Origin of the sequence: Listeria monocytogenes ATCC 19117, from assembly GCF_000307025.1 — a bacterium.
GTDB classification, from domain to species: Bacteria; Bacillota; Bacilli; order Lactobacillales; family Listeriaceae; genus Listeria; species Listeria monocytogenes_B.
In genome coordinates, this window is sequence record NC_018584.1 from 1695795 (window position 1) to 1715623 (window position 19829).

Annotated in this window: 12 protein-coding genes, 1 riboswitch and 1 other annotated feature; of the genes, 3 read left to right on the forward strand and 9 right to left on the reverse strand. The window is 38.2% G+C overall.

Features of this window, described 5'->3' with window-relative positions; translation table 11 throughout:
- Nucleotides 1-399: 399 nt before the first annotated feature.
- The 6 genes from tsf to leuS form a co-directional block, all read right to left on the reverse strand.
- Nucleotides 400-1284 carry a translation elongation factor Ts gene (tsf, locus tag LMOATCC19117_RS08355; protein WP_003734365.1) on the reverse strand — a complete coding sequence of 295 codons (885 nt, stop codon included), beginning with the start codon at nucleotides 1282-1284 and terminating at the stop codon, nucleotides 400-402.
- A 79-nt stretch (nucleotides 1285-1363) separates the two neighbouring features.
- Nucleotides 1364-2113, reverse strand: a complete 750-nt coding sequence (rpsB, locus tag LMOATCC19117_RS08360; protein ID WP_003723971.1) for a 30S ribosomal protein S2 — start codon at nucleotides 2111-2113, stop codon at nucleotides 1364-1366.
- Between the two features lie 740 nt (nucleotides 2114-2853).
- Nucleotides 2854-4302: a PTS transporter subunit EIIC gene (locus LMOATCC19117_RS08370; RefSeq protein ID WP_003731803.1), complete on the reverse strand. Its 1449-nt coding sequence runs from the start codon at nucleotides 4300-4302 to the stop codon at nucleotides 2854-2856.
- Between the two features lie 12 nt (nucleotides 4303-4314).
- Nucleotides 4315-5205 (reverse strand): N-acetylmuramic acid 6-phosphate etherase, encoded by an 891-nt coding sequence (murQ, locus tag LMOATCC19117_RS08375; RefSeq protein WP_003726267.1) that lies wholly within the window; start codon nucleotides 5203-5205, stop codon nucleotides 4315-4317.
- Nucleotides 5206-5345: 140 nt separating this feature from the next.
- Nucleotides 5346-6197 carry a MurR/RpiR family transcriptional regulator gene (locus tag LMOATCC19117_RS08380; protein WP_003726268.1) on the reverse strand — a complete coding sequence of 284 codons (852 nt, stop codon included), beginning with the start codon at nucleotides 6195-6197 and terminating at the stop codon, nucleotides 5346-5348.
- Between the two features lie 87 nt (nucleotides 6198-6284).
- Nucleotides 6285-8696 (reverse strand): leucine--tRNA ligase, encoded by a 2412-nt coding sequence (gene leuS / locus LMOATCC19117_RS08385; protein WP_003742319.1) that lies wholly within the window; start codon nucleotides 8694-8696, stop codon nucleotides 6285-6287.
- Between the two features lie 73 nt (nucleotides 8697-8769).
- Nucleotides 8770-8971: a binding site (T-box leader), on the reverse strand.
- A 128-nt stretch (nucleotides 8972-9099) separates the two neighbouring features.
- Between leuS and LMOATCC19117_RS08390 the strand changes: the two genes are divergently transcribed.
- Nucleotides 9100-10065 (forward strand): TIGR01212 family radical SAM protein, encoded by a 966-nt coding sequence (locus tag LMOATCC19117_RS08390; protein ID WP_003726270.1) that lies wholly within the window; start codon nucleotides 9100-9102, stop codon nucleotides 10063-10065.
- Nucleotides 10062-10640: a class I SAM-dependent methyltransferase gene (locus LMOATCC19117_RS08395; protein WP_003726271.1), complete on the forward strand. Its 579-nt coding sequence runs from the start codon at nucleotides 10062-10064 to the stop codon at nucleotides 10638-10640. The genes LMOATCC19117_RS08390 and LMOATCC19117_RS08395 overlap by 4 nt, the downstream gene beginning before the upstream one ends.
- 21 nt (nucleotides 10641-10661) lie before the next feature.
- Here the strand turns inward: LMOATCC19117_RS08395 and asnB are convergent, their stop codons facing one another.
- Together asnB and metK are read right to left on the reverse strand one after the other, a co-directional pair.
- Nucleotides 10662-12527 carry an asparagine synthase (glutamine-hydrolyzing) gene (asnB, locus tag LMOATCC19117_RS08400; RefSeq protein WP_003731601.1) on the reverse strand — a complete coding sequence of 622 codons (1866 nt, stop codon included), beginning with the start codon at nucleotides 12525-12527 and terminating at the stop codon, nucleotides 10662-10664.
- A 136-nt stretch (nucleotides 12528-12663) separates the two neighbouring features.
- Nucleotides 12664-13863 (reverse strand): methionine adenosyltransferase, encoded by a 1200-nt coding sequence (gene metK / locus LMOATCC19117_RS08405; protein WP_003727328.1) that lies wholly within the window; start codon nucleotides 13861-13863, stop codon nucleotides 12664-12666.
- 106 nt (nucleotides 13864-13969) lie between these two features.
- Nucleotides 13970-14078: riboswitch (SAM riboswitch) on the reverse strand.
- A 206-nt stretch (nucleotides 14079-14284) separates the two neighbouring features.
- On the opposite strand from metK, the gene LMOATCC19117_RS08410 reads away from it, so the two are divergent.
- Nucleotides 14285-14587, forward strand: coding sequence for a hypothetical protein (locus LMOATCC19117_RS08410; protein ID WP_003723256.1), 303 nt, complete (start codon nucleotides 14285-14287; stop codon nucleotides 14585-14587).
- A 32-nt stretch (nucleotides 14588-14619) separates the two neighbouring features.
- Here LMOATCC19117_RS08410 and lapB read toward each other — a convergent pair whose 3' ends face one another.
- On the reverse strand, nucleotides 14620-19776 hold the full coding sequence (gene lapB, locus LMOATCC19117_RS08415; RefSeq protein WP_003734366.1) for a surface-anchored adhesin LapB: 5157 nt from the start codon (nucleotides 19774-19776) through the stop codon (nucleotides 14620-14622).
- Nucleotides 19777-19829: the final 53 nt, after the last annotated feature.

The following is a 19829-nucleotide window of genomic DNA, read 5'->3' on the forward strand; positions in this document are numbered from 1 at the left end:
TTTTGGTTATAAGATAATACTCATTATCAGTTACTATTCACATTTTAAACATTCCTGTTTCTATTTATCACAAAAAATACATATCAATCCAAGATATGCGTTATTTCACTTATGAATATTCCTTATTTATTTAATTATTTATCAGTTTTATTTATTACTAGGTGAATAATATAGTATAATTATTCACCTACGACAGACGAGACACGAGAAAAATTAATGAGTACGATGAAAGACAGATTGTAAGAAATCTAGAAAATTTTGGGATAAAATAAAATTAAAAAAATCCCACAATCATTTGATATTGTGTGATATTCAAATGAAATCAAAAAAAATAAAAACCCCGTATTTCCTAAGAAAATACGGGGTTTTGATATCATATAAAATCAATTTAAAGTGGATTTATTTTTTCACTTGGCTCATTACTTCTTCAACAAAGTTATCTTCTTTTTTCTCGATTCCTTCGCCTACTTCGAAACGTACGAATGATACAACTTTACCACCGCTTTGTTTCACGTAGTCACCTACAGTGATGTCTGGGTTTTTAACGAAAGGTTGGTCTTCTAAGGAAATTTCGCTTAGATATTTTTTCAAACGGCCTTCTACCATTTTTTCAACGATATTAGCTGGTTTGCCTTCGTTTAACGCTTGTTGAGTTAATACTTCTTTTTCGTGTTCCACTTCTTCAGTAGAAACGTCTTCACGAGAAATGTATTTAGGGTTGATTGCAGCGATGTGCATTGCAACGTCTTTTGCAACAGTAGTATCAGTAGTTCCTTCAAGAAGTGTAAGAACACCAATACGTCCGTTCATGTGGATGTATTCACCGAAAGCAGAGTTGTCTGCTTTTTCTTTTACTTCAAAACGACGAAGGGAAATGTTTTCACCGATTTTTGTAATTGCTTCAGTGATGTAGTCTTGAACAGTTTGACCATTAGGCATTTCTGTTTTAAGCGCATCTTCTAAGGTATCTGGACGAACTGCAAGAATTTGTTTAGCTAAAGCGTCAACTAATTGTTGGAAGTTATCGTTTTTAGCAACGAAATCTGTTTCAGCATTTACTTCAAGTACTACGGCATGTTTTTCATTGCTGATTACATGAGTCATACCTTCAGAAGCAACACGATCAGATTTTTTCGCAGCTTTAGCGATTCCTTTTTCACGAAGATAGTCAATTGCTTTTTCCATATCTCCTTCTGTTTCTACAAGCGCTTTTTTACAATCCATCATACCAGCACCAGTTTTTTCGCGTAATTCTTTTACCATTTGAGCTGTAATATTAGCCATTTATTTTCCCTCCAATTTTTCTCTTTAAAAAAGGTGATAAGAATAGTGCCTTATCACCTTGAAAGTTTCAAATAAAATCTTATGCTTCAGTAGTTTCTTCTGTAGCTTTTTCTTCTACAGGAGCAACTTCCGCTTCCGTTAACTCTTCCCCTTGGTTCACTTCAATGATAGCGTCAGCCATTTTAGCAGTTAAAAGTTTAACCGCGCGGATAGCGTCATCATTTGCAGGGATTACGTAGTCGATTTCATCCGGATCACAGTTTGTATCAACAATACCGATGATAGGAATATGAAGTTTACGAGCTTCTGCAACCGCAATACGTTCTTTGCGTGGGTCAACGATGAATAATGCATCAGGAAGACCTTTCATGTCTTTGATTCCGCCTAAGAAGCGTTCTAATTTTTCTTGTTCTTTTTTAAGAAGGACAACTTCTTTTTTAGGAAGGACTTCAAAAGTTCCATCTGCTTCCATTCTTTCGATTTTTTTAAGGTGTTGAATACGTTTTTGAATAGTTTCAAAGTTAGTTAAAGTACCACCTAACCAACGATGATTCACGAAATATTGTCCAGAACGGATAGCTTCGTCGCGAACGGATTCTTGAGCTTGTTTTTTAGTTCCTACAAACAGGATAGTTCCGTTGTCGCTAGCTACTTCACGCATGAAGTTGAAAGCTTCGTCTACTTTTTTCACTGTTTTTTGTAGGTCAATGATATAAATACCATTTCTTTCTGTGAAGATATATTTCTTCATTTTTGGGTTCCAACGGCGAGTTTGGTGGCCGAAGTGAACTCCTGCTTCGAGTAATTGTTTCATTGAAATAACAGGCATTGTGTTATTCCCTCCTATTGGTTTATTTTTTGCGGATAACCGCCCTCCGCATGGATCAACCAGCTGAAAAACTTAAGCGAACAAGTCGTTAAGCACCTTCTCAGTCTGTCACCGTGCGTGTGTGATTTAACACCGTTTCCTAATATACCATAAAAACAGGAAATATGCAACCCGTGGTACATATCTTCTTTCTTCGATAACTAATTTTTTTCAACAATCATTTCAAGCTTTTCGGCTAAACTAAGAACAGCATGTTTTTTTATTCTTTTAAATTGCGCAATTTCATAAGGCATTTCCAACATCGTTAAAATATCTTTTTGTTTATCTCAATATAACATTTAATTAAAATAAAGCGATGTAGTGCTTTCATGTCATTTAATATTCCCAAGTAAAATTGAACTAAGTGACCTATAGGAGTCAAACTTATTTTATTGCCTGTTAACACTTTTATTTCTATTAATCCGTCTGTATTGAGCTTTATTTTATTTTAGAACCTAGCAGAAAAACCAAATATTGAAATTCATCAAAAAAACTTTTTATGTTTTGTACTGTTTTAATGTAATCTATATTGTTTTTCGTCGTTGACACCCCGTTTTACTTTAATACTATCAAAACGGTTTCATTATTTGTTATGCTAACTGCGTAAAAAAGCTTCGAAATTAGTAATAAAACTAATTTCGAAGCTTCTCTAATCAATTCACTTCAATGTGTACAAATTTCCGTGGAACAGCAATTACTTCTTACAATTCTACGCTATTCATTGCGTCTTTTGGTGTACCAAAGAAATAAGTTAAAATGAATCCACCTAAATATGCTGCAATTAATCCGATGACGTAAGAAAGCCATTCATTATTCGCGATTAGTGGGATAAGTGCAACTCCTGATGGGCCGATTGCAATTGCTCCGACGTTACCAAAGTAGCCGATTACTGCCCCACCGATACCGCCTCCGAGACAAGCTGTAAGAAAAGGTTTCCCAAGTGGTATTGTTACCCCATAAATTAATGGTTCACCGATACCTAAAATTCCAACCGGAAGGCCCCCTTTAATCATATTTACTAGTGGTTTATTTTTACGACAACGAATCCAAAGCGCGATTGCTGCACCAACTTGTCCGCCACCTGCCATAGCTAGAATAGGAAGTAAGATAGTATAACCATTTTGAGCAATCATTTCTACATGGATGGGTGTTAAAACTTGATGTAACCCAAACATAACCATTGGTAAGAATAACGTCCCTAGCACAAAACCTGCGAATACTCCTCCAACTTCGATTACCCAATTAATACCATTAACTAAACCATCTGATACAAGTCCTGCAAAAGGCATAATTAAGAAAATAGTTACTAAACCAATAATAAGTAATACAAGCGTTGGCGTAAAAATAATATCTATCGCATTCGGGATGATTTTGCGCAAGTTTTTTTCAAGTACGCACATTAACCAAACTGCTAATAATACGCCAATAATCCCACCCTGTCCGGCTACGATAGGATCCCCCGTGAAAATGTTTGTAATTGTATGTCCTTCTGCTAATCCGGAAAGCAATGTTATCCCAGCGATTCCACCACCGAGTACAGGTGTTCCACCAAATTCATTCGCGGTATTAATCCCTACATAAATAGCTAAGAAGGCAAATATTCCTTTATTAATAACTCCTAAAATATCAATATATTGAGTCCAAACAGCAGCATCTAAATTTCCAGCTGTTATATTATTAGAAATAATTGCTGCAATACCAGCAATTAATCCCGCTCCAACAAAACCCGGAATTAGTGGAACAAAAATATTAGAGATTGATTTTAGTAATCTTTTAAAACCAGATGAATTATTTTGTTTTGCTTTTAATTCAGCTTTTGTTTTGGATGCTTTTTCTTCGACTAATTCCTTACCAGTTTTTGTGCCGCTATCCAAATTTTCTTGAATCGTTTCGCCAATTTTAACACCAGCCATTTCTGCCATTGCGCCGGCCACTTTGTTCACAACTCCTGGTCCAACAATAATCTGTAAAGTATCATCTTCTACAACACCGATAACACCCGGAACTTTTTTTAATCCAGCTACATCAACAAGGTCACTATCAACTATCCCCAATCGAACTCGTGTCATACAATGTGCAATTCTTGAAACGTTTTCCATTCCACCGACATGAATAAATATTTGTTTTCCAATTTCTGCTTCTTTTGTCATTATTCCAGCTCCTTATTTTTGAATGGTGTTTCGAACAAACCCTTTTGCTTCACTTAATTTTTCTAACGCTATTTCTTTGGTTGAATTGGTTAAGATCATGACAATGGCAACTTTGACATGTTTTTCAGCTGCTTCATAAAATTTATTTGCTGTTTCGTAATCAGCCTCTGTAGCTTCCATAATAATTCGTTTAGAGCGCTCTTCTAATTTTTTATTTGTTGGTAAAACGTCCACCATCAAATTTTTATACACTTTTCCAATTCCAACCATTGAAGCTGTTGAAATCATATTTAATACTAGTTTCTGAGCTGTTCCTGCTTTTAACCTAGTAGAACCTGTTAAAATTTCTGCTCCGGTCACAACTTCTACGGCTATATCGGCGTGCGCTGAAATTTTTGCATTAGCATTACAAGAAATTGCTCCGGTTTTAGCCCCGACAGATTTGGCGTAATCAAGTGCGCCAATTACATAAGGCGTTCTACCACTTGCAGCAATACCAATAACAAAATCGTTTGCAGTTAACTTAATTTGCTTTAAGTCGTTTTCGCCAAGTATTTTTGAATCTTCCGCACCTTCTATTGCAGCTACAAAAGCTTTTTCACCACCTGCGATTAAGCCAATGACCTGCTCCTTTGAGACCCCGAAAGTTGGAACACATTCAGCTGCATCAAGTACTCCTAATCTTCCACTTGTTCCGGCACCAAGATAAATCAAACGGCCACCTTTTTGAAAGCACGAGATGACACCGCTTACAATTAACTCGATTTGAGGTAAGACCTTTTTTATAGCTATTGGAACTGTTAAATCTTCTTCATTCATTACTGCTAAAATTTCTTTTGGAGAAAGTGTGTCTAAGTCAATCGTTTTTTCATTTCGTTCTTCTGTTGCTAAATTCTCTAACATTTTAACCACTCCTTCCAACACAGTATAATATAAATGAAATAAAATTTCAATATATAATTTTAATATTAAAATTTTTATTTATAATTGCTAGTAAAAAAATAGGCAGTAGCTTTAATTATTAAGCTACTACCTATCTTCTATTATTCTCTAAAACGATTCGTGGCCTCTCGAGAATGTTTAATTTGTTGAATCATTTCGTCGTAGTGATGGGATGCATAATAGTAAAATAAAATGTCAATTACTAGCAATTGCGCTTGTCTTGAACTTGTTGCGGTACTTCTAATTTCAGCTTCTGGAGCACGAGAAGTTTCTAAAGATAAATCTGCTTTTTCCTTCAGCTTATTGCTACCAAAACGTGTAAGACTAATAACAATGACGTTGTTCAGTTTGGCTTGATCTACGAGTTGCAAGACTTCTGATGTTTCTCCACTGTTAGAAATAGCAATAAAAACGGCTTTCTTCTTCCCCGTTGCAAAAGCCATTGCTAGAACATGTGCATCTTGCGTAGCTAAAACATGTTTCCCTGCACGCAGCCACTTTTGCGAAATATCTTCTGCTACTAACCAAGAAGCCCCGACCCCGTATGTATAAATAGTATCTGCTTCGCCGAGTAATTCGCATGCCTCTAAAACTTTGGCTTCATCTAGTTGGCTAGCCGTATCGTTCATCGTTTGAATCATGTTAGAAACTAGTTTTTCTGTGATGGTATGAAAATCTTCATTTGGTTCAATATCATAATAGCCTTTCTTTTGCGGTTGAGCCAAATCTAATGATAATTGTCTTTTTAGTTCTGGAAAACTTTGAAGTCCGATTGATTTACAGAAACGGATAACGGCCGCACCGCTTGCATCTGCTTGTTGAGCTAGTTTATGAATCGATGCAGTAGTTGTAAATTCTGGATTTGCTAATACTGCTTGGCCAATTTTTTTCTCTGACTTCGGCAAATCATTTAAAATACCTTCTATTCGATTGATAATACTACCATTACTCATTAACTTTTCTCCATTCCATTTTCCGTAATTATACCAAAAAATTAGTCAAAAATAAAACTGCCAGCCAGAAGCCAGCAGTTTCCATTATTAGTTCGCAACAATATTTACAAGTTTCCCTGGAACGACAATCACTTTACGGATTGTTTTGCCTTCTAGGTTTTCTTTCATTTTGTTGTCTTCTTGTGCAATTTTTTCTAGTTCTTCTTTTTCGAGAGATTTGGCAACGGTGATTTTGCTTTTTACTTTGCCGTTTACTTGAAGTACGATTTCTACTTCATCTTCTACTAGTTTTGTTTCGTCGTATGTTGGCCAAGCTACGTAGCTGATTGTTTCGGTGTGACCTAGGATTTCCCATAATTCTTCTGCAAGGTGTGGTGCGATTGGTGACAAGAGTTGAACGAAACCTTCGACATATTGTTTTGGAATCGTATCTTGTTTATATGCTTCATTGATGAAAATCATCAGTTGCGAAATCCCGGTATTGAAACGCAGGTTTTCGTAATGGTTGGTAACTGTTTTCACCATATGATGATATGCTTTTTCTAAGTTAGCATTCGCATCAGTTGTCACTTTTTCAGCGAGTGTGCCTTCTTCAGTTACTAGCAAGCGCCAGATGCGGTCTAGGAATTTACGTGCACCTTCCAGTCCATTTTCGTTCCATGCAATCGAAGCTTCTAGTGGTCCCATGAACATTTCGTACAAGCGAAGTGTGTCTGCGCCGTATTTTTCTACTACTTCATCAGGGTTAACAACATTACCTCTTGATTTGGACATTTTTTCGTTATTTTCGCCAAGAATCATACCTTGGTTAAATAGTTTTTGGAAAGGTTCTTTTGTTGGAACTACACCGATATCGTACAAGAATTTATGCCAGAAACGTGCATAAAGAAGGTGAAGCACTGCATGCTCTGCCCCGCCGATATAAACGTCAACTGGAAGCCATTCTGCTAGTTTTTCTTTGTCAGCAATTGCTTCGCTGTTATTTGGATCGATATAACGCAAGAAATACCAGCTTGAGCCAGCCCATTGTGGCATTGTATTTGTTTCGCGACGACCTTTTCGACCGTTTTTGTCTGTTACGTTTACCCAGTCATGCAAGTTAGCAAGTGGTGATTCGCCTGTTCCTGATGGTTTGATTTCTGTTGCTTTTGGCAGAAGTAGTGGTAGTTCGTCTTCTGGTACAAGCGTTGTTTCCCCGTCTTCCCAGTGAATAACTGGAATTGGTTCACCCCAGTAACGTTGTCTGCTGAACAACCAGTCGCGCAAACGATACGTGATTTTACGGCTACCGATGCCTTCTTTTTCTAGCCAATCAATTGCAGCGGTAATCGCTTCGGCTTTAGCTAGTCCGTTCAAGAAATCGGAGTTAATATGTGGTCCGTCGCCAGTGAATGCTTCTTTTGTCACGTCGCCGCCTTCAAGAACAGGACGAATATTCAAACCAAATTGTTGCGCAAATTCAAAGTCACGTTCATCGTGAGCTGGTACGGCCATAATCGCACCTGTTCCATATTGAATCAACACGTAGTCCGCAATCCAAATTGGCACTTCTTCGCCGTTGATTGGATTAATCGCATAAGCTCCTGTGAAGACACCTGTTTTATCTTTTGCAAGGTCGGTTCTTTCCAGTTCGCTTTTAAGTTCTACTTGTTTTTTATAAGCTTCAACTGCTTCTTTTTGTTCTGGTGTTGTGATTTTTTCGATAAGTTCGTGTTCTGGTGCAAAAACGGTATATGTTGCGCCAAAAAGTGTATCTGGACGTGTGGTAAAGACATTAAACGTTTCATCGCTATCTTTAATTTTAAAAGTAACTTCTGCGCCTTCTGAACGACCAATCCAGTTACGTTGCATATCTTTAATATTTTCAGGCCAATCCACTAGATCAAGATCATCTAGCAAACGATCTGCGTACGCGGTGATTTTAAGCATCCATTGACGCATTGGTTTGCGGAAAACTGGGAAGCCACCGCGTTCACTTTTGCCATCGATAACTTCTTCATTGGCTAAAACTGTACCAAGTGCCGGACACCAGTTTACAGCGATTTCGGCTTCATAAGCTAAACCTTTTTCATATAGTTTTTCAAAAATCCACTGTGTCCATTTATAATATTCAGGATCTGTTGTATTGATTTCACGGTCCCAGTCGTAGGAAAAACCAAGTGATTTAATTTGGCGAGTAAAGTTGGCAATATTCAGTGCGGTAAATTCTTCTGGGTCGTTACCAGTATCAATTGCATATTGCTCTGCAGGAAGACCAAAAGCATCCCAACCGATTGGATGAAGGACGTTCTTCCCTTGCATTCGTTTCATACGAGACAAAATATCTGTTGCTGTATAACCTTCTGGATGTCCTACGTGAAGACCTGCTCCAGATGGGTAAGGGAACATATCTAGTGCATAGAAGTTATCTTTATTTTTATCTTCTGTTGTTTTGAAAGTGTTATGTTCACTCCAATATTGTTGCCATTTTGGTTCCATTTTTTTGTGATTAAATGTCACTTTACTCATCCTCTTTTCCTTAAAATATCGAATTTTGGCTACAAAAAAATCCCTACATCCCAACGGCTTATCGCCATGGGACGAGAGATGCTTCTCCCGCGGTACCACCCACATTAGTGTTTGACCACTCAACTTATCAATTCCTTAACGCGGAAAACGGAGATACACCCAAGCTCCATGGTAAGTTCATCCGGATTTTGTGACTGACTTGCACCAACCGTCAGCTCTCTTCACATCAAAATATGCAGATTACTACTCCAATTCATCGCTTTTTCGCAAAATTCATTAGTCTTATTGTAGCTGAATTTCATTTTTTTAGCAAGCGCTCTGAAGATTTATCTAACTTTCCTAACAAAATGTGCTAAAATGAATGGAGAATTTCATTTGAAGGAGTCTAAAACTAGTGAAACAAACGAATCCATTTGTATATAGCAATGATAATAAAAGATATCATACATGGAACTACTGCTTAAGAGAAGAATTTGGGCAAAAGACATACAAAGTGGCGCTTGATGGCGGCTTTGATTGTCCCAATCGTGACGGTACGGTAGCGCATGGTGGTTGTACATTTTGTAGCGCGGCTGGTTCTGGGGACTTTGCTGGCAACCGAGCGCTTGATTTAAAAGTACAATTCCAGCAAGTGCGCGACAAGATGCAAACGAAATGGAAAGACGGGAAATGTATCGCTTATTTCCAAGCTTTCACGAATACACATGCACCGGTTGCCGAGTTACGTGAGAAATTTGAAACTGTTTTGAATGAGCCGGGTGTAGTTGGGCTTTCGATTGCGACAAGACCGGACTGTTTGCCAGATGATGTGGTGGAATATTTAGCTGAGTTGAATGAACGTACTTATTTATGGTTGGAGCTTGGATTGCAGTCTGCTCATGATGAGACTGGCCGCTTAATCAACCGGGCGCATGATTATGATTGTTATCTAGAAGGAGTGCACAAACTGCAAAAGCACAATATCCGGATTTGTACCCACATTATTAACGGTCTTCCAAAAGAAACACCAGAAATGATGATGGAAACAACGCGGAAAGTAGTCGAAAGTGGCGTGGATGGTATCAAAATCCATTTGCTCCATTTATTAAAAGGAACGCCAATGGTAGAAGATTATAAAAAAGGTGACTTAGAATTTTTAACTCGGGATGGCTATGTAAACTTAGTCGCTGATCAACTAGAGATCTTACCGCCTGAGATGGTTATTCACCGGATTACTGGTGATGGTGGCGTAGATGATTTAATTGGCCCTGTTTGGAGTTTAAATAAGTTTGAAGTGTTGAATGCGATTGATGCAGAACTTGTTCGAAGAGATAGCTGGCAAGGGAAACACTATCAACCTGTGGAAGTGATTTCTGAATGAATTTAAGAGGCATTCTCCCCTTCGCTCATGATACGCTACGAAAAGTAGTTCGTCCTGGTGATTATGTGATTGACGCCACTTGTGGTAATGGACACGATACGCTTTTATTAGCGGAACTTGTTGGTATTAATGGGCATGTACTTGGATTTGATATTCAACAAATGGCTGTTGATGCGACGAAGGCTCGTTTAGAAAATGCGGGTGTTTCTTCGCAAGTGGAGCTCGTTTGCGCTAGCCATGCACGTATCCCTGCGTACACATCCAGACCTGTTCGCGCCGCTATTTTTAATCTTGGATATTTACCAGGTGGCGACAAAGAAATTACAACAACCGCTGATTCGACGCTAGAAAGCATTGGTCATTTAATGCAGCTGCTCGAAGTTGGTGGCGTCATTATTCTCGTTATATATCACGGCCACCCTGCTGGAAAAATCGAAAAAGATGCTGTTGTGACTTTTTGTGAAGCAATCCCACAACAAGATTTCCACGTTTTATCTTATCAATTTATTAATCAAAAAAATGATGCCCCATTCGTCATTATCATCGAAAAAAGAAAACCTAGACAGGCTAATTAATAGCTTTGTCTAGGTTTTCTTTTATTTTCCAAAATCGTATTTATCTGCTACGTATACATCATACCAAATCATGAAAATAACAACTGTCCAGATTTTACGACTGTAGTCGAATTTACCGGCACAGTGATCGTCTAGTAATCCTAGAACGTATTGTTTGTTAATTAAATGATCTGTTGGTGATTCTTTAATGATGTTTTTAACCCAAGCGTTCATTTCGTCTTTTAACCAGTGACGAATTGGTACTGGGAATCCTAGTTTACGGCGGTTAAGTACGTGTTCTGGTACAAATGTTGCTGCCGCTTTACGTAAGATATATTTGGTTGTTCCATTGGTTGTTTTCATTGTATCTGGAATATTTCTTGCCACATTGTACACTTCTTTATCAAGGAAAGGTACACGGACTTCCAGCGAATTAGCCATCGTCATGCGGTCAGCTTTGAGAAGAATATCGCCGCGAAGCCACGTATGAATATCAATGTACTGCATTCTTTCTACAGGATGATAATTCGTTGTTTCTGCATAAAATGGATCTGTAATGTTCGTATAGTCATGACCAGCTTGATATTTTGGAAGTAAAATTTGTTTTTCTTTTTCCGTGAACATTTTGGCGTTTCCGATATAGCGTTCTTCCATCGGAGTGGTTCCACGTTCTAAGAAACTTTTACCACGCATACCTTCTGGCATAATGCGCGCCACGCTATTTAGCATTGATTTAAATACGCTTGGCATTTTGTTAAACATCGCAAGGGAATTCGGTTCGTTATAAATGTTATAACCACCGAAAAGTTCATCTGCACCTTCACCGGACAATGCAACCGTTACTTGTTTGCGCGCTTCTCTTGATAAGAAGTAAAGCGGAATAGCAGCTGGATCAGCAAGTGGATCATCCATATGCCAAACAATTTTTGGTAATTCTTTCATATATTCTTCAGGTGAGATAACATAACTAATGTTTTCTACGCCAAGTTTGTCTGCTGTTTCTTTTGCGACATCGATTTCACTGAAACCATCGCGTTCAAAACCAACAGAGAATGTTTTGATTGCAGGATGATATTCTTTAGCAATCGCAGCAATAATCGATGAATCAATACCACCAGATAGGAATGAACCAACTGGTACATCAGAGCGCATATGCATTTTTACAGAATCGTACATTACGTCACGCACTTCTTTAATCCATGCGTCTTCTGATTTAGTTACTGGTGCAAAAGATGCTTTCCAATAAGTAGTAATTTCCATTGGTTGACCAATTTTCTTCGTGAACTGATGTCCTGGTTCTAAACGTTTTACATTTTTAGTTAAGGAATCTGGTTCTGGAACGAATTGGTAAGTCATATAGTTTTGTAATGAAACTTCATCCAATTCTTTTTCTTTTAAAGCATGTAGAATGGATTTCTTTTCAGAACCCATGAACAATTTGCCATCTTCTTCTGCATAGAAAAATGGTTTAATGCCAAATGGGTCGCGTGCGCCGTAAACAAGTTCTTCTTGTTTATCCCAAATAACGAAACCAAACATCCCACGAAGACGTTCTGCTGTTTTTTCTTTGTATTTCGCATATGTAGCGATAATTACTTCGGTATCACTTTCGGTTTCAAATGTCATTCCTTCAGCAACTAATTGCTCACGGAGTTCCACATAGTTATAAACTTCTCCATTAAAAATAATCCAGTAACGTTCATTTTCATACGTTAACGGTTGATGACCGTTTTCTACATCAATAATACTTAAACGGCGGAAACCAAACTGCACGTGATCATCTGTGAAGTATCCTTCATCATCTGGCCCACGGTGCGTAATCATACTGTTCATTTGTCTAAAGGTTTCTTTATCAGCGCCAGTAATTTCTGTAATGCGGTCATGTACGCATCCTACAAATCCACACATGGTAACATTTCTCCTCTATATAGATAATCATTTTATCTTTTTTTCACAACGTCTATCATATCATAACTAGACTTTCTTTGCACTGTTTAGGAAAGAAAAAAACCGAACATTCCTTACAAGAAATGTTCGGTTAAGCTTATTTTACGATTAATTTTTTTAAGGCTTCTGCTTTATCGGTTCTTTCCCAAGGTAAATCAAGATCGCTACGGCCAAAATGACCAAATGCAGCTGTTTGACGATAAATTGGGCGACGCAAATCAAGCATATGAATTATCCCAGCTGGGCGTAAATCAAATAGCTCATTAACGCCATCAATTAATTCTTGTTCTGAATAGTCACTTGTTCCATATGTGTCAATCGAAATGGAAACTGGACGAGCAACTCCGATAGCATACGCGACTTGTACTTCTACTTTTTTAGCAAGTCCTGCAGCAACGATATTTTTAGCTACATACCTTGCAGCATAAGCGCCCGATCGGTCAACTTTGGTCGGATCTTTACCGGAGAACGCTCCCCCGCCGTGACGCGCATAACCACCGTATGTATCCACGATAATTTTACGCCCAGTTAAGCCCGCATCGCCAAGAGGACCACCAATAACAAAGCGACCAGTTGGATTAATAAAGTATTTCGTATCTTCATCTAAGAAAGAGGCATCAATCACTTCTGGGAAAAGGTACGTGTGCAAGTCTTTTGCGATTTGCTCTTGCGTAATGTCCGGATGATGTTGCGTCGAAACAACAATTGTATCAATCCGAACTGGTTGATTAAATTCATCGTATTCCACCGTTACTTGTGTTTTCGCATCGGGACGCAAGTAGTCTAATTTATTTGTTTTACGTAATTCTGTTAACTTACGTGCTAAGCCATGTGCTAAAAAGATTGGCAGTGGCATTAATTCTTCTGTTTCATCTGTTGCAAAACCGAACATTAATCCTTGGTCTCCCGCTCCGATTGCTTCAATAGCCGCATCGATTTCCTTACCACTTCTTGATTCTAGTGCTTCGTCGACTCCTTGCGCAATATCTGGGGATTGTTCATCAATCGCTGTTAAAACGGCACACGTTTCTGCATCGAAACCATATTTTGCACGTGTATAGCCGATTTCTTTAATTGTATCACGCACGATTTTAGGAATATCCACATAAACAGAGGTGGTAATCTCACCTGCTACTAATACTAAACCCGTTGTCACAGTAGTCTCACAAGCGACACGTGCGTCCGGATCTTTTGAAATAATTGCATCTAAAATTGCATCAGATATTTGATCTGCAATTTTATCTGGATGTCCATCAGAAACCGATTCTGATGTAAATAGATGACGGTTCTTAGCCAATTTATTTTCCTCCTTCAATTCTCTCCAAATACGTCTCATATAAAAAGCCTCTCTCTATTTTGCACAAAACGCGCACGAATAGAGAAAGGCTATAATTATACCTTTGCTCTCATCGTTCAGAAGATAATACTCCTGCAACAGATTAGCACCTTTCACTTATATGTGTAGGTTGCTGGGCTTCAAAGGGTCAGTCCCTCTACCGCTCTGGATAAGAGATAAATTTTAATTCTAAGATAGAATACCATAAACTGGTGCCAGATGCAATAATAATTCGGTTTTGTGTTATGATAAAACAGTCATCTATCCGCTAAAATTAGCTGAAAATTAGCGTTCATTATTTTTTCACTTATCATTATTTGTAACCTGTGGTATGATAGATGGATAAAAAAGATGTTTTACTTAACTAAAGGAGATTGTAACTATGAGTTTAATTCCACTATCCTTGATTATTTTTCTTGGATTTTTAGCAGTTTTATGTTTATTTGATTTTGTTTTTCGTTTATATTGGTTTAAATATTTCCTAGCAACTATGGGACTAATTGCAAGTGGTGTGGTATTTTTCATTAGTTTTTACGGCGGCGGGATGTCCCAAACAGAAATAGCTATTGCCATATTCATCGGTTCATTCGGTGAATATGTTGTATCTCTTATTATTAGCCTCGTTCGTTTTATTTCCAGAAAGTCAAAAAAACCTAAACAAAAGAAAAAAGCTAAAACAGCCTAAAAAGCTAGCGACATGTTTGTCGCTAGCTTTTTTTATTTGCGTCTAATAAGAACAAGTGAAGTGGCTAAAAGGAACATACCTACGATAACTGGAATAGTTGATGTTGTATCACCTAATGCTGGGATGCTTTCATTTGTAGCGGTAGTATTTTGCTTGGTAGGATTTACCGTTATATTGGCGTTTCTATCATTTGTCCCATTGCTGCCGTTATTCGTATTATTTCCACCATCATCTGGTGTCGGTGGTGTCGGTGGTGTCGGTGGTGTCGGCGGCGTCACTTTCTCTTCTACTGTGAGGCTTACATCGATTGTCTTAGCTTTATTCCCGTCTGCATCTACTGCATTTAAGTGGATAGTATATGTTCCTTTTGTTTTCAACATATTTGGATCGAAATCTGTCGTGATTTTAGAACCATCGTCCGTTGTAGCATGAATGTCTTGTAAAAATTCCGTTACCGTTTTATCTGTTCCAACAGGATAACTAATTTTCTTATCTGCCGTAATGATTGGCGCGGTAGTATCCTTTACATGAATAGTAATTTCTACAGGTGTGGCTTGGTTCCCTGCGGCATCAACAGCATACAGATGAACTAGATAATCCCCTGATGTGTTAACAATTGCAGGGTTATAATCGGTGGTTATTTTGGAACCGTCATCTGTATTGGCGCCAATTCTTGCAAGTAGTTGTTGTTCGGTCATTGGTACACCACGCTCGTTTGTTATTTCTCGGCTGGTTGTTTTTATAACCGGAGCGATAGTATCTTGAACTAGCACATTAATTTTAAGTGGCAATGCTTTGTTTCCACTTTGATCCGTTGCTTGGAGTAAGACTTCATAATTTCCTGTTTTTGTTAAATCGATTTTCGAAAAATCAGAGCTGATTGCGCTGTTGTCACTTGTTGCGGCATTAATATCGGTGTAGAAAGCTTGCTCTGTTTTTGTAATGCCTCTTTCGTAAGTGATTGATTGGTCAGCTGTGATGATGGGAGGAATGTTATCTTCTACTTTCATTGTCACTTTTACGGGCGTTGCTTTATTGCCACTTGCATCCTCTGCATTTAATGTGACTGTGTAGGTACCAACCGTATCAAGATCTTTACTATTAAAATCCGTTGTTATTGTAGAGCCATCATCTGTAGTTGCTTCAATATCTGCTAAAAAATCCGCTTCGTTTTTATTGATAGTTCTTTCATAGGTGATTGTATTTAATGCATTGATAATCGGTCCTTTTGTATCTACCACGGTGATAGTAACAGTTACTGGATCTGCTTCGTTGTTGCTATCATCTTTTGCATTTAATACGACTTTGTAAGTTCCTTCTTGCGTAAGGACAGTTGGGTCAAAATTGCTCGTGATGGTTGATCCATCATTCGTCGTTGCGTGGATATCTGTTAAAAATTGAGCAGCAGTTTTGGTTGTTCCTTTTGCGTAGGTTATCGTTGTATCTGCTGTGATAATTGGTTTTTCTGTATCAGCGACAATGACGGTAATAGTGACTGGATCTGCTTTATTGCCACTTTCGTCTTCTGCGTTTAGCGTCACAGTATAACTTCCCGCTGTATCCAGATTTACCGCTGTATCAAAATCACTTGTAACTGGTGTGCCGTCATCCGTTTTAATAGCTAAATCTAGGAAGAATCCTGTTTCTTGTTTCTTTTCGCCGCGTTCATACGTAATGCTTGTGGCACTAGATGATATTACAGGTTTTTGCGTATCTTGCACAATAACAGTTACCTTGACTGGCAAAGCATAGTTCCCATTTTCATCAATAGCGCTTAACGTCACTTGATAAGTCCCTACTTGCTTCAAACTATTTGGGTTGAAGTTAGAAGTTACTGCTGAGCCGTCATTCGTTGTTGCATTTACATCCGTTAAAAAGGCAGCTGCAGTTTTCGTGGTTCCTTTTTCGTAAGTGATAGTTGTATCTGCTGTAATAACTGGTGGTGTTGTATCACGTACGGTAACTGTTACGGTGATTGGGTCAGATTTATTGCCACCTGCATCTGTCGAGTTAAGTGTGACATCGTAATCCCCCGGTGTATTTAAATCTACTACCGTTGCAAAATTAGAGGTGATTGCCGAGCCATCGTTTGTAGCAGCATGCACATCTGTTAAGAAATCAGTAGCAGATTTGGTTATGCCTTTTTCGTAAATAATCGCTTCATCTGCTGTAATTACTGGAGCAATGACATCTTTAACTGTGACATTTACTGTTCTTGGTATTGCTTGGTTTCCGCTAATATCGTTTGCCTTTAATGTGACTGCGTAGACTCCTGGTGTATCAAATTTCACTTGATCCGCAAAATCACTTGTAATCGTTGCTGGTTCATCTGTTGTTGCATGAATATCAGCCAGAAATTGTGCTTCTGTTCGTGTATTTCCCTGGTTATAACTAATCGCTTCGTCTGCACTTATAATCGGTGCTACCGTATCTTCTACTGTTACAATGACATAAATGGGATCAGATTGGTTGCCCGCTGCATCGGTAGCTTCCACTAAAACCGTATAATCGCCTGGCGAATCCATTCTCACCATCGTATCAAAATTGGTTTTAATCACCGCTCCGGCTTCCGTTTTTACATTTACATCGTTTAAAAATTGCTCTTCTGTTTTCTTGGTGTTTATTTCATACGTGATCTTGTCGTCAGCTGTCACAACTGGCGCTTGTCTGTCTACTGTGAACGCTTTTTCTGAAGCTTCTGATGTATGACCAATTCTGTCAGCCGCTGATACTGACAAGGTATAATTGCCATCATTCAATGTAGAGAGATCAATTGGAACTGGCGTTTGAACTCGAATGGTAGCACCACTCTCTTCCACACCTTGTTGGATAATAAGTCCATTCGCGTCTTTAATTGCCCAGTTGATTTTATATACGCCTGCGCCATTAATATCATCTTCCGCAACGACAAGAGCGGTTGTTGGATTGTACGGTTTCATGTTTACAGAAATAACTTTCGGACTTCCAACATCAACTACAGCGACACTTACTTTCACATCTTTCGCTGTATATCCACTCGCCGGGTCAAGTGATGCAGTCACATAATAAACACCTGGCGCATTCCAATCAACTGGGTTTTCAGGGTCTTCTGTTAGTTTAACGTATTTAGGATCGATGGACACGTTATCCATGGTTTCTGCATAAATATGAAAATGCCCTTCACTTCGAACATCTGTTAAGGATGTATACTTCCCAGCTGCTAGAGCCACACTCGTCACATCGATTACTGCAGTTTCATCAGCTGTCGAAGTCATAAGTGTAATTTCCTTACTAATTACAGCTGTTTTCGTTCCTTCTGTTCGCTTAATTGAAGCATCTACAGTTATTTTCTCATCATCTACTGCGGTAACTACATAAGTCACATTGTTAGCACTATCTAAACCATTAAATGCATGAATAGCATTTGCAGGAACTACTTCACCAACTTTAAAAGCTCCATGGCTATCTGCGTAGCTTTTCTCTAGTTTTGGGGTCTCAAGTGGGTGAAGCAATTGGATATTTCGTGTACCAGTGGTTTTATTTCCACTACCTGGCAAATATTCAATTTGATAAAGTTGCTGTTGTACGCCTACAGTATATAAATCAAACGTATTTTTAGTGATAGATTTTGTTATATCTGATGAATCAATTCCAGAGTATGCTTTCACCCCTTCCAGTTCATCAAAATCTGCACGACGTTCCCCTTGATAAAATGCTAAAATTGGATTACCTGTATCAAGCACTGGAGCTGGTTGCAAATTAAATTCTGCAAAAATCATCGCTCCATTCGGGTTCACATCATAGGTGTTCGGGTACTCTACATTTTGGATATATCCATCATTATTTAATCCGTCATAGCTAAAGAAACCATCTACTTTATTGCCGACGCCATTAATAATAGTGGTCAATGAATTATGTTGATTCGTTCTTAAAATCTGGCTATCCGTTACGTTCAAATCATTTCCAAGCGCTAAATAATATCCGTTATTTTTATTCAATGGCTCACTGCCGAAAATGCTTTCTTCTGCGTGTGTACTACCACCTAAAAGCAGACCTTTTCCTTCACTGTAAATCACACTGTTTAGCGTTGTAGAGGAGTTCATCGTCATTTTTTTCGTCTCAACTACTTGTTCTGACGCGATATTAACAAGCGCGATATACCATGTGGTGGGGGTTGACATGACCACAAACACATTCCCATCGCCACGATCTTCCATAAATATATAAGGAGAAGAATTTGCTAAAATTTCAGGAACAGAATCAAATAAAGTAATTTCTTTATAATTATTTTCTGATTCACGAATAGACATTTTAAGTTGGTTCGCACCATTTACATCTGCGTTATAAGCCATTAGACCTTTATTATCGATTTTAAGAACATCGGTCCTTTGATATTTGGCCCAGAAAGTGTTATCTAATGGGTTAAATTCATTTTTAGTAATCGATAATGAAGCTGGTTCTAAAGTATACCGAATAAACTGTTTCCCTTGAGCAGCATACCTAGCTGAAGCTGACATGATTAATGTGTTACCTTCCATTTGAATATCCATAAAATAGGCATAGGTTAGATCTGATCTTGATGGAACACCGTAACTAACGTATGATTTATGGGCTATTTGAAAGTTACCATTTGCATCAATTGATTTTACAATTAATGTACTACCACCACCAGAATCACCGTAATAATTGACTACTTCCCCGCCAACATAAAAGGCAGATTTACTCGAGTTGGTTGTAATCGATTTATACGAACTAAACCATTTGTCAGCTGCATATTGTGAATTGTAATTACCGTCCTCATAGTTAACAACACGTGCCCACTCCACTTTTTTTGTGGTTCGATCGACACGCATTATAATCCCTTGATCACGGTTTGGAATTTTATTTAATTGCCCATTTTCATTTAAAATGGGGGTTCCTTGTATGTACTGACCTTGCACTGTTCCAATCAAAATAATATCACCATCTGAGGTTAATTCAAAATCCTCATCAATCGATAATTTCCCGTTACTTTGATCACTAATTGACATGTCTACCTCAAAATTAGGCAAAACTTTCCCTTCTGCAGATTGAAAGCGATTATCCGAAATTTCCGGTGAAATATCATCTGGAGAAATATCTCCCACCGATTTTGCTTCTGCTTTCATTCCAGTAAGACAAATTAATGCTAGCAAAAAAATCATCATACCTGTAAAAAATTTACTTTTCATTCATCCCCATCTCCCTTTTATAAACCCCCATTTGTTTTCCCCATTTCAAAAGC

Excerpts from the sequence above, each read along its gene's own strand:
- LMOATCC19117_RS08370 (WP_003731803.1), bottom strand. The coding sequence starts at position 4,302 with ATGACAAAAGAAGCAGAAATTGGAAAACAAATATTTATTCATGTCGGT.
- LMOATCC19117_RS08395 (WP_003726271.1), top strand. The coding sequence starts at position 10,062 with ATGAATTTAAGAGGCATTCTCCCCTTCGCTCATGATACGCTACGAAAA.
- LMOATCC19117_RS08410 (WP_003723256.1), top strand. The coding sequence starts at position 14,285 with ATGAGTTTAATTCCACTATCCTTGATTATTTTTCTTGGATTTTTAGCA.
- LMOATCC19117_RS08380 (WP_003726268.1), bottom strand. The coding sequence starts at position 6,197 with ATGAGTAATGGTAGTATTATCAATCGAATAGAAGGTATTTTAAATGAT.
- rpsB (WP_003723971.1), bottom strand. The coding sequence starts at position 2,113 with ATGCCTGTTATTTCAATGAAACAATTACTCGAAGCAGGAGTTCACTTC.
- lapB (WP_003734366.1), bottom strand. The coding sequence starts at position 19,776 with ATGAAAAGTAAATTTTTTACAGGTATGATGATTTTTTTGCTAGCATTA.
- asnB (WP_003731601.1), bottom strand. The coding sequence starts at position 12,527 with ATGTGTGGATTTGTAGGATGCGTACATGACCGCATTACAGAAATTACT.
- tsf (WP_003734365.1), bottom strand. The coding sequence starts at position 1,284 with ATGGCTAATATTACAGCTCAAATGGTAAAAGAATTACGCGAAAAAACT.
- murQ (WP_003726267.1), bottom strand. The coding sequence starts at position 5,205 with ATGTTAGAGAATTTAGCAACAGAAGAACGAAATGAAAAAACGATTGAC.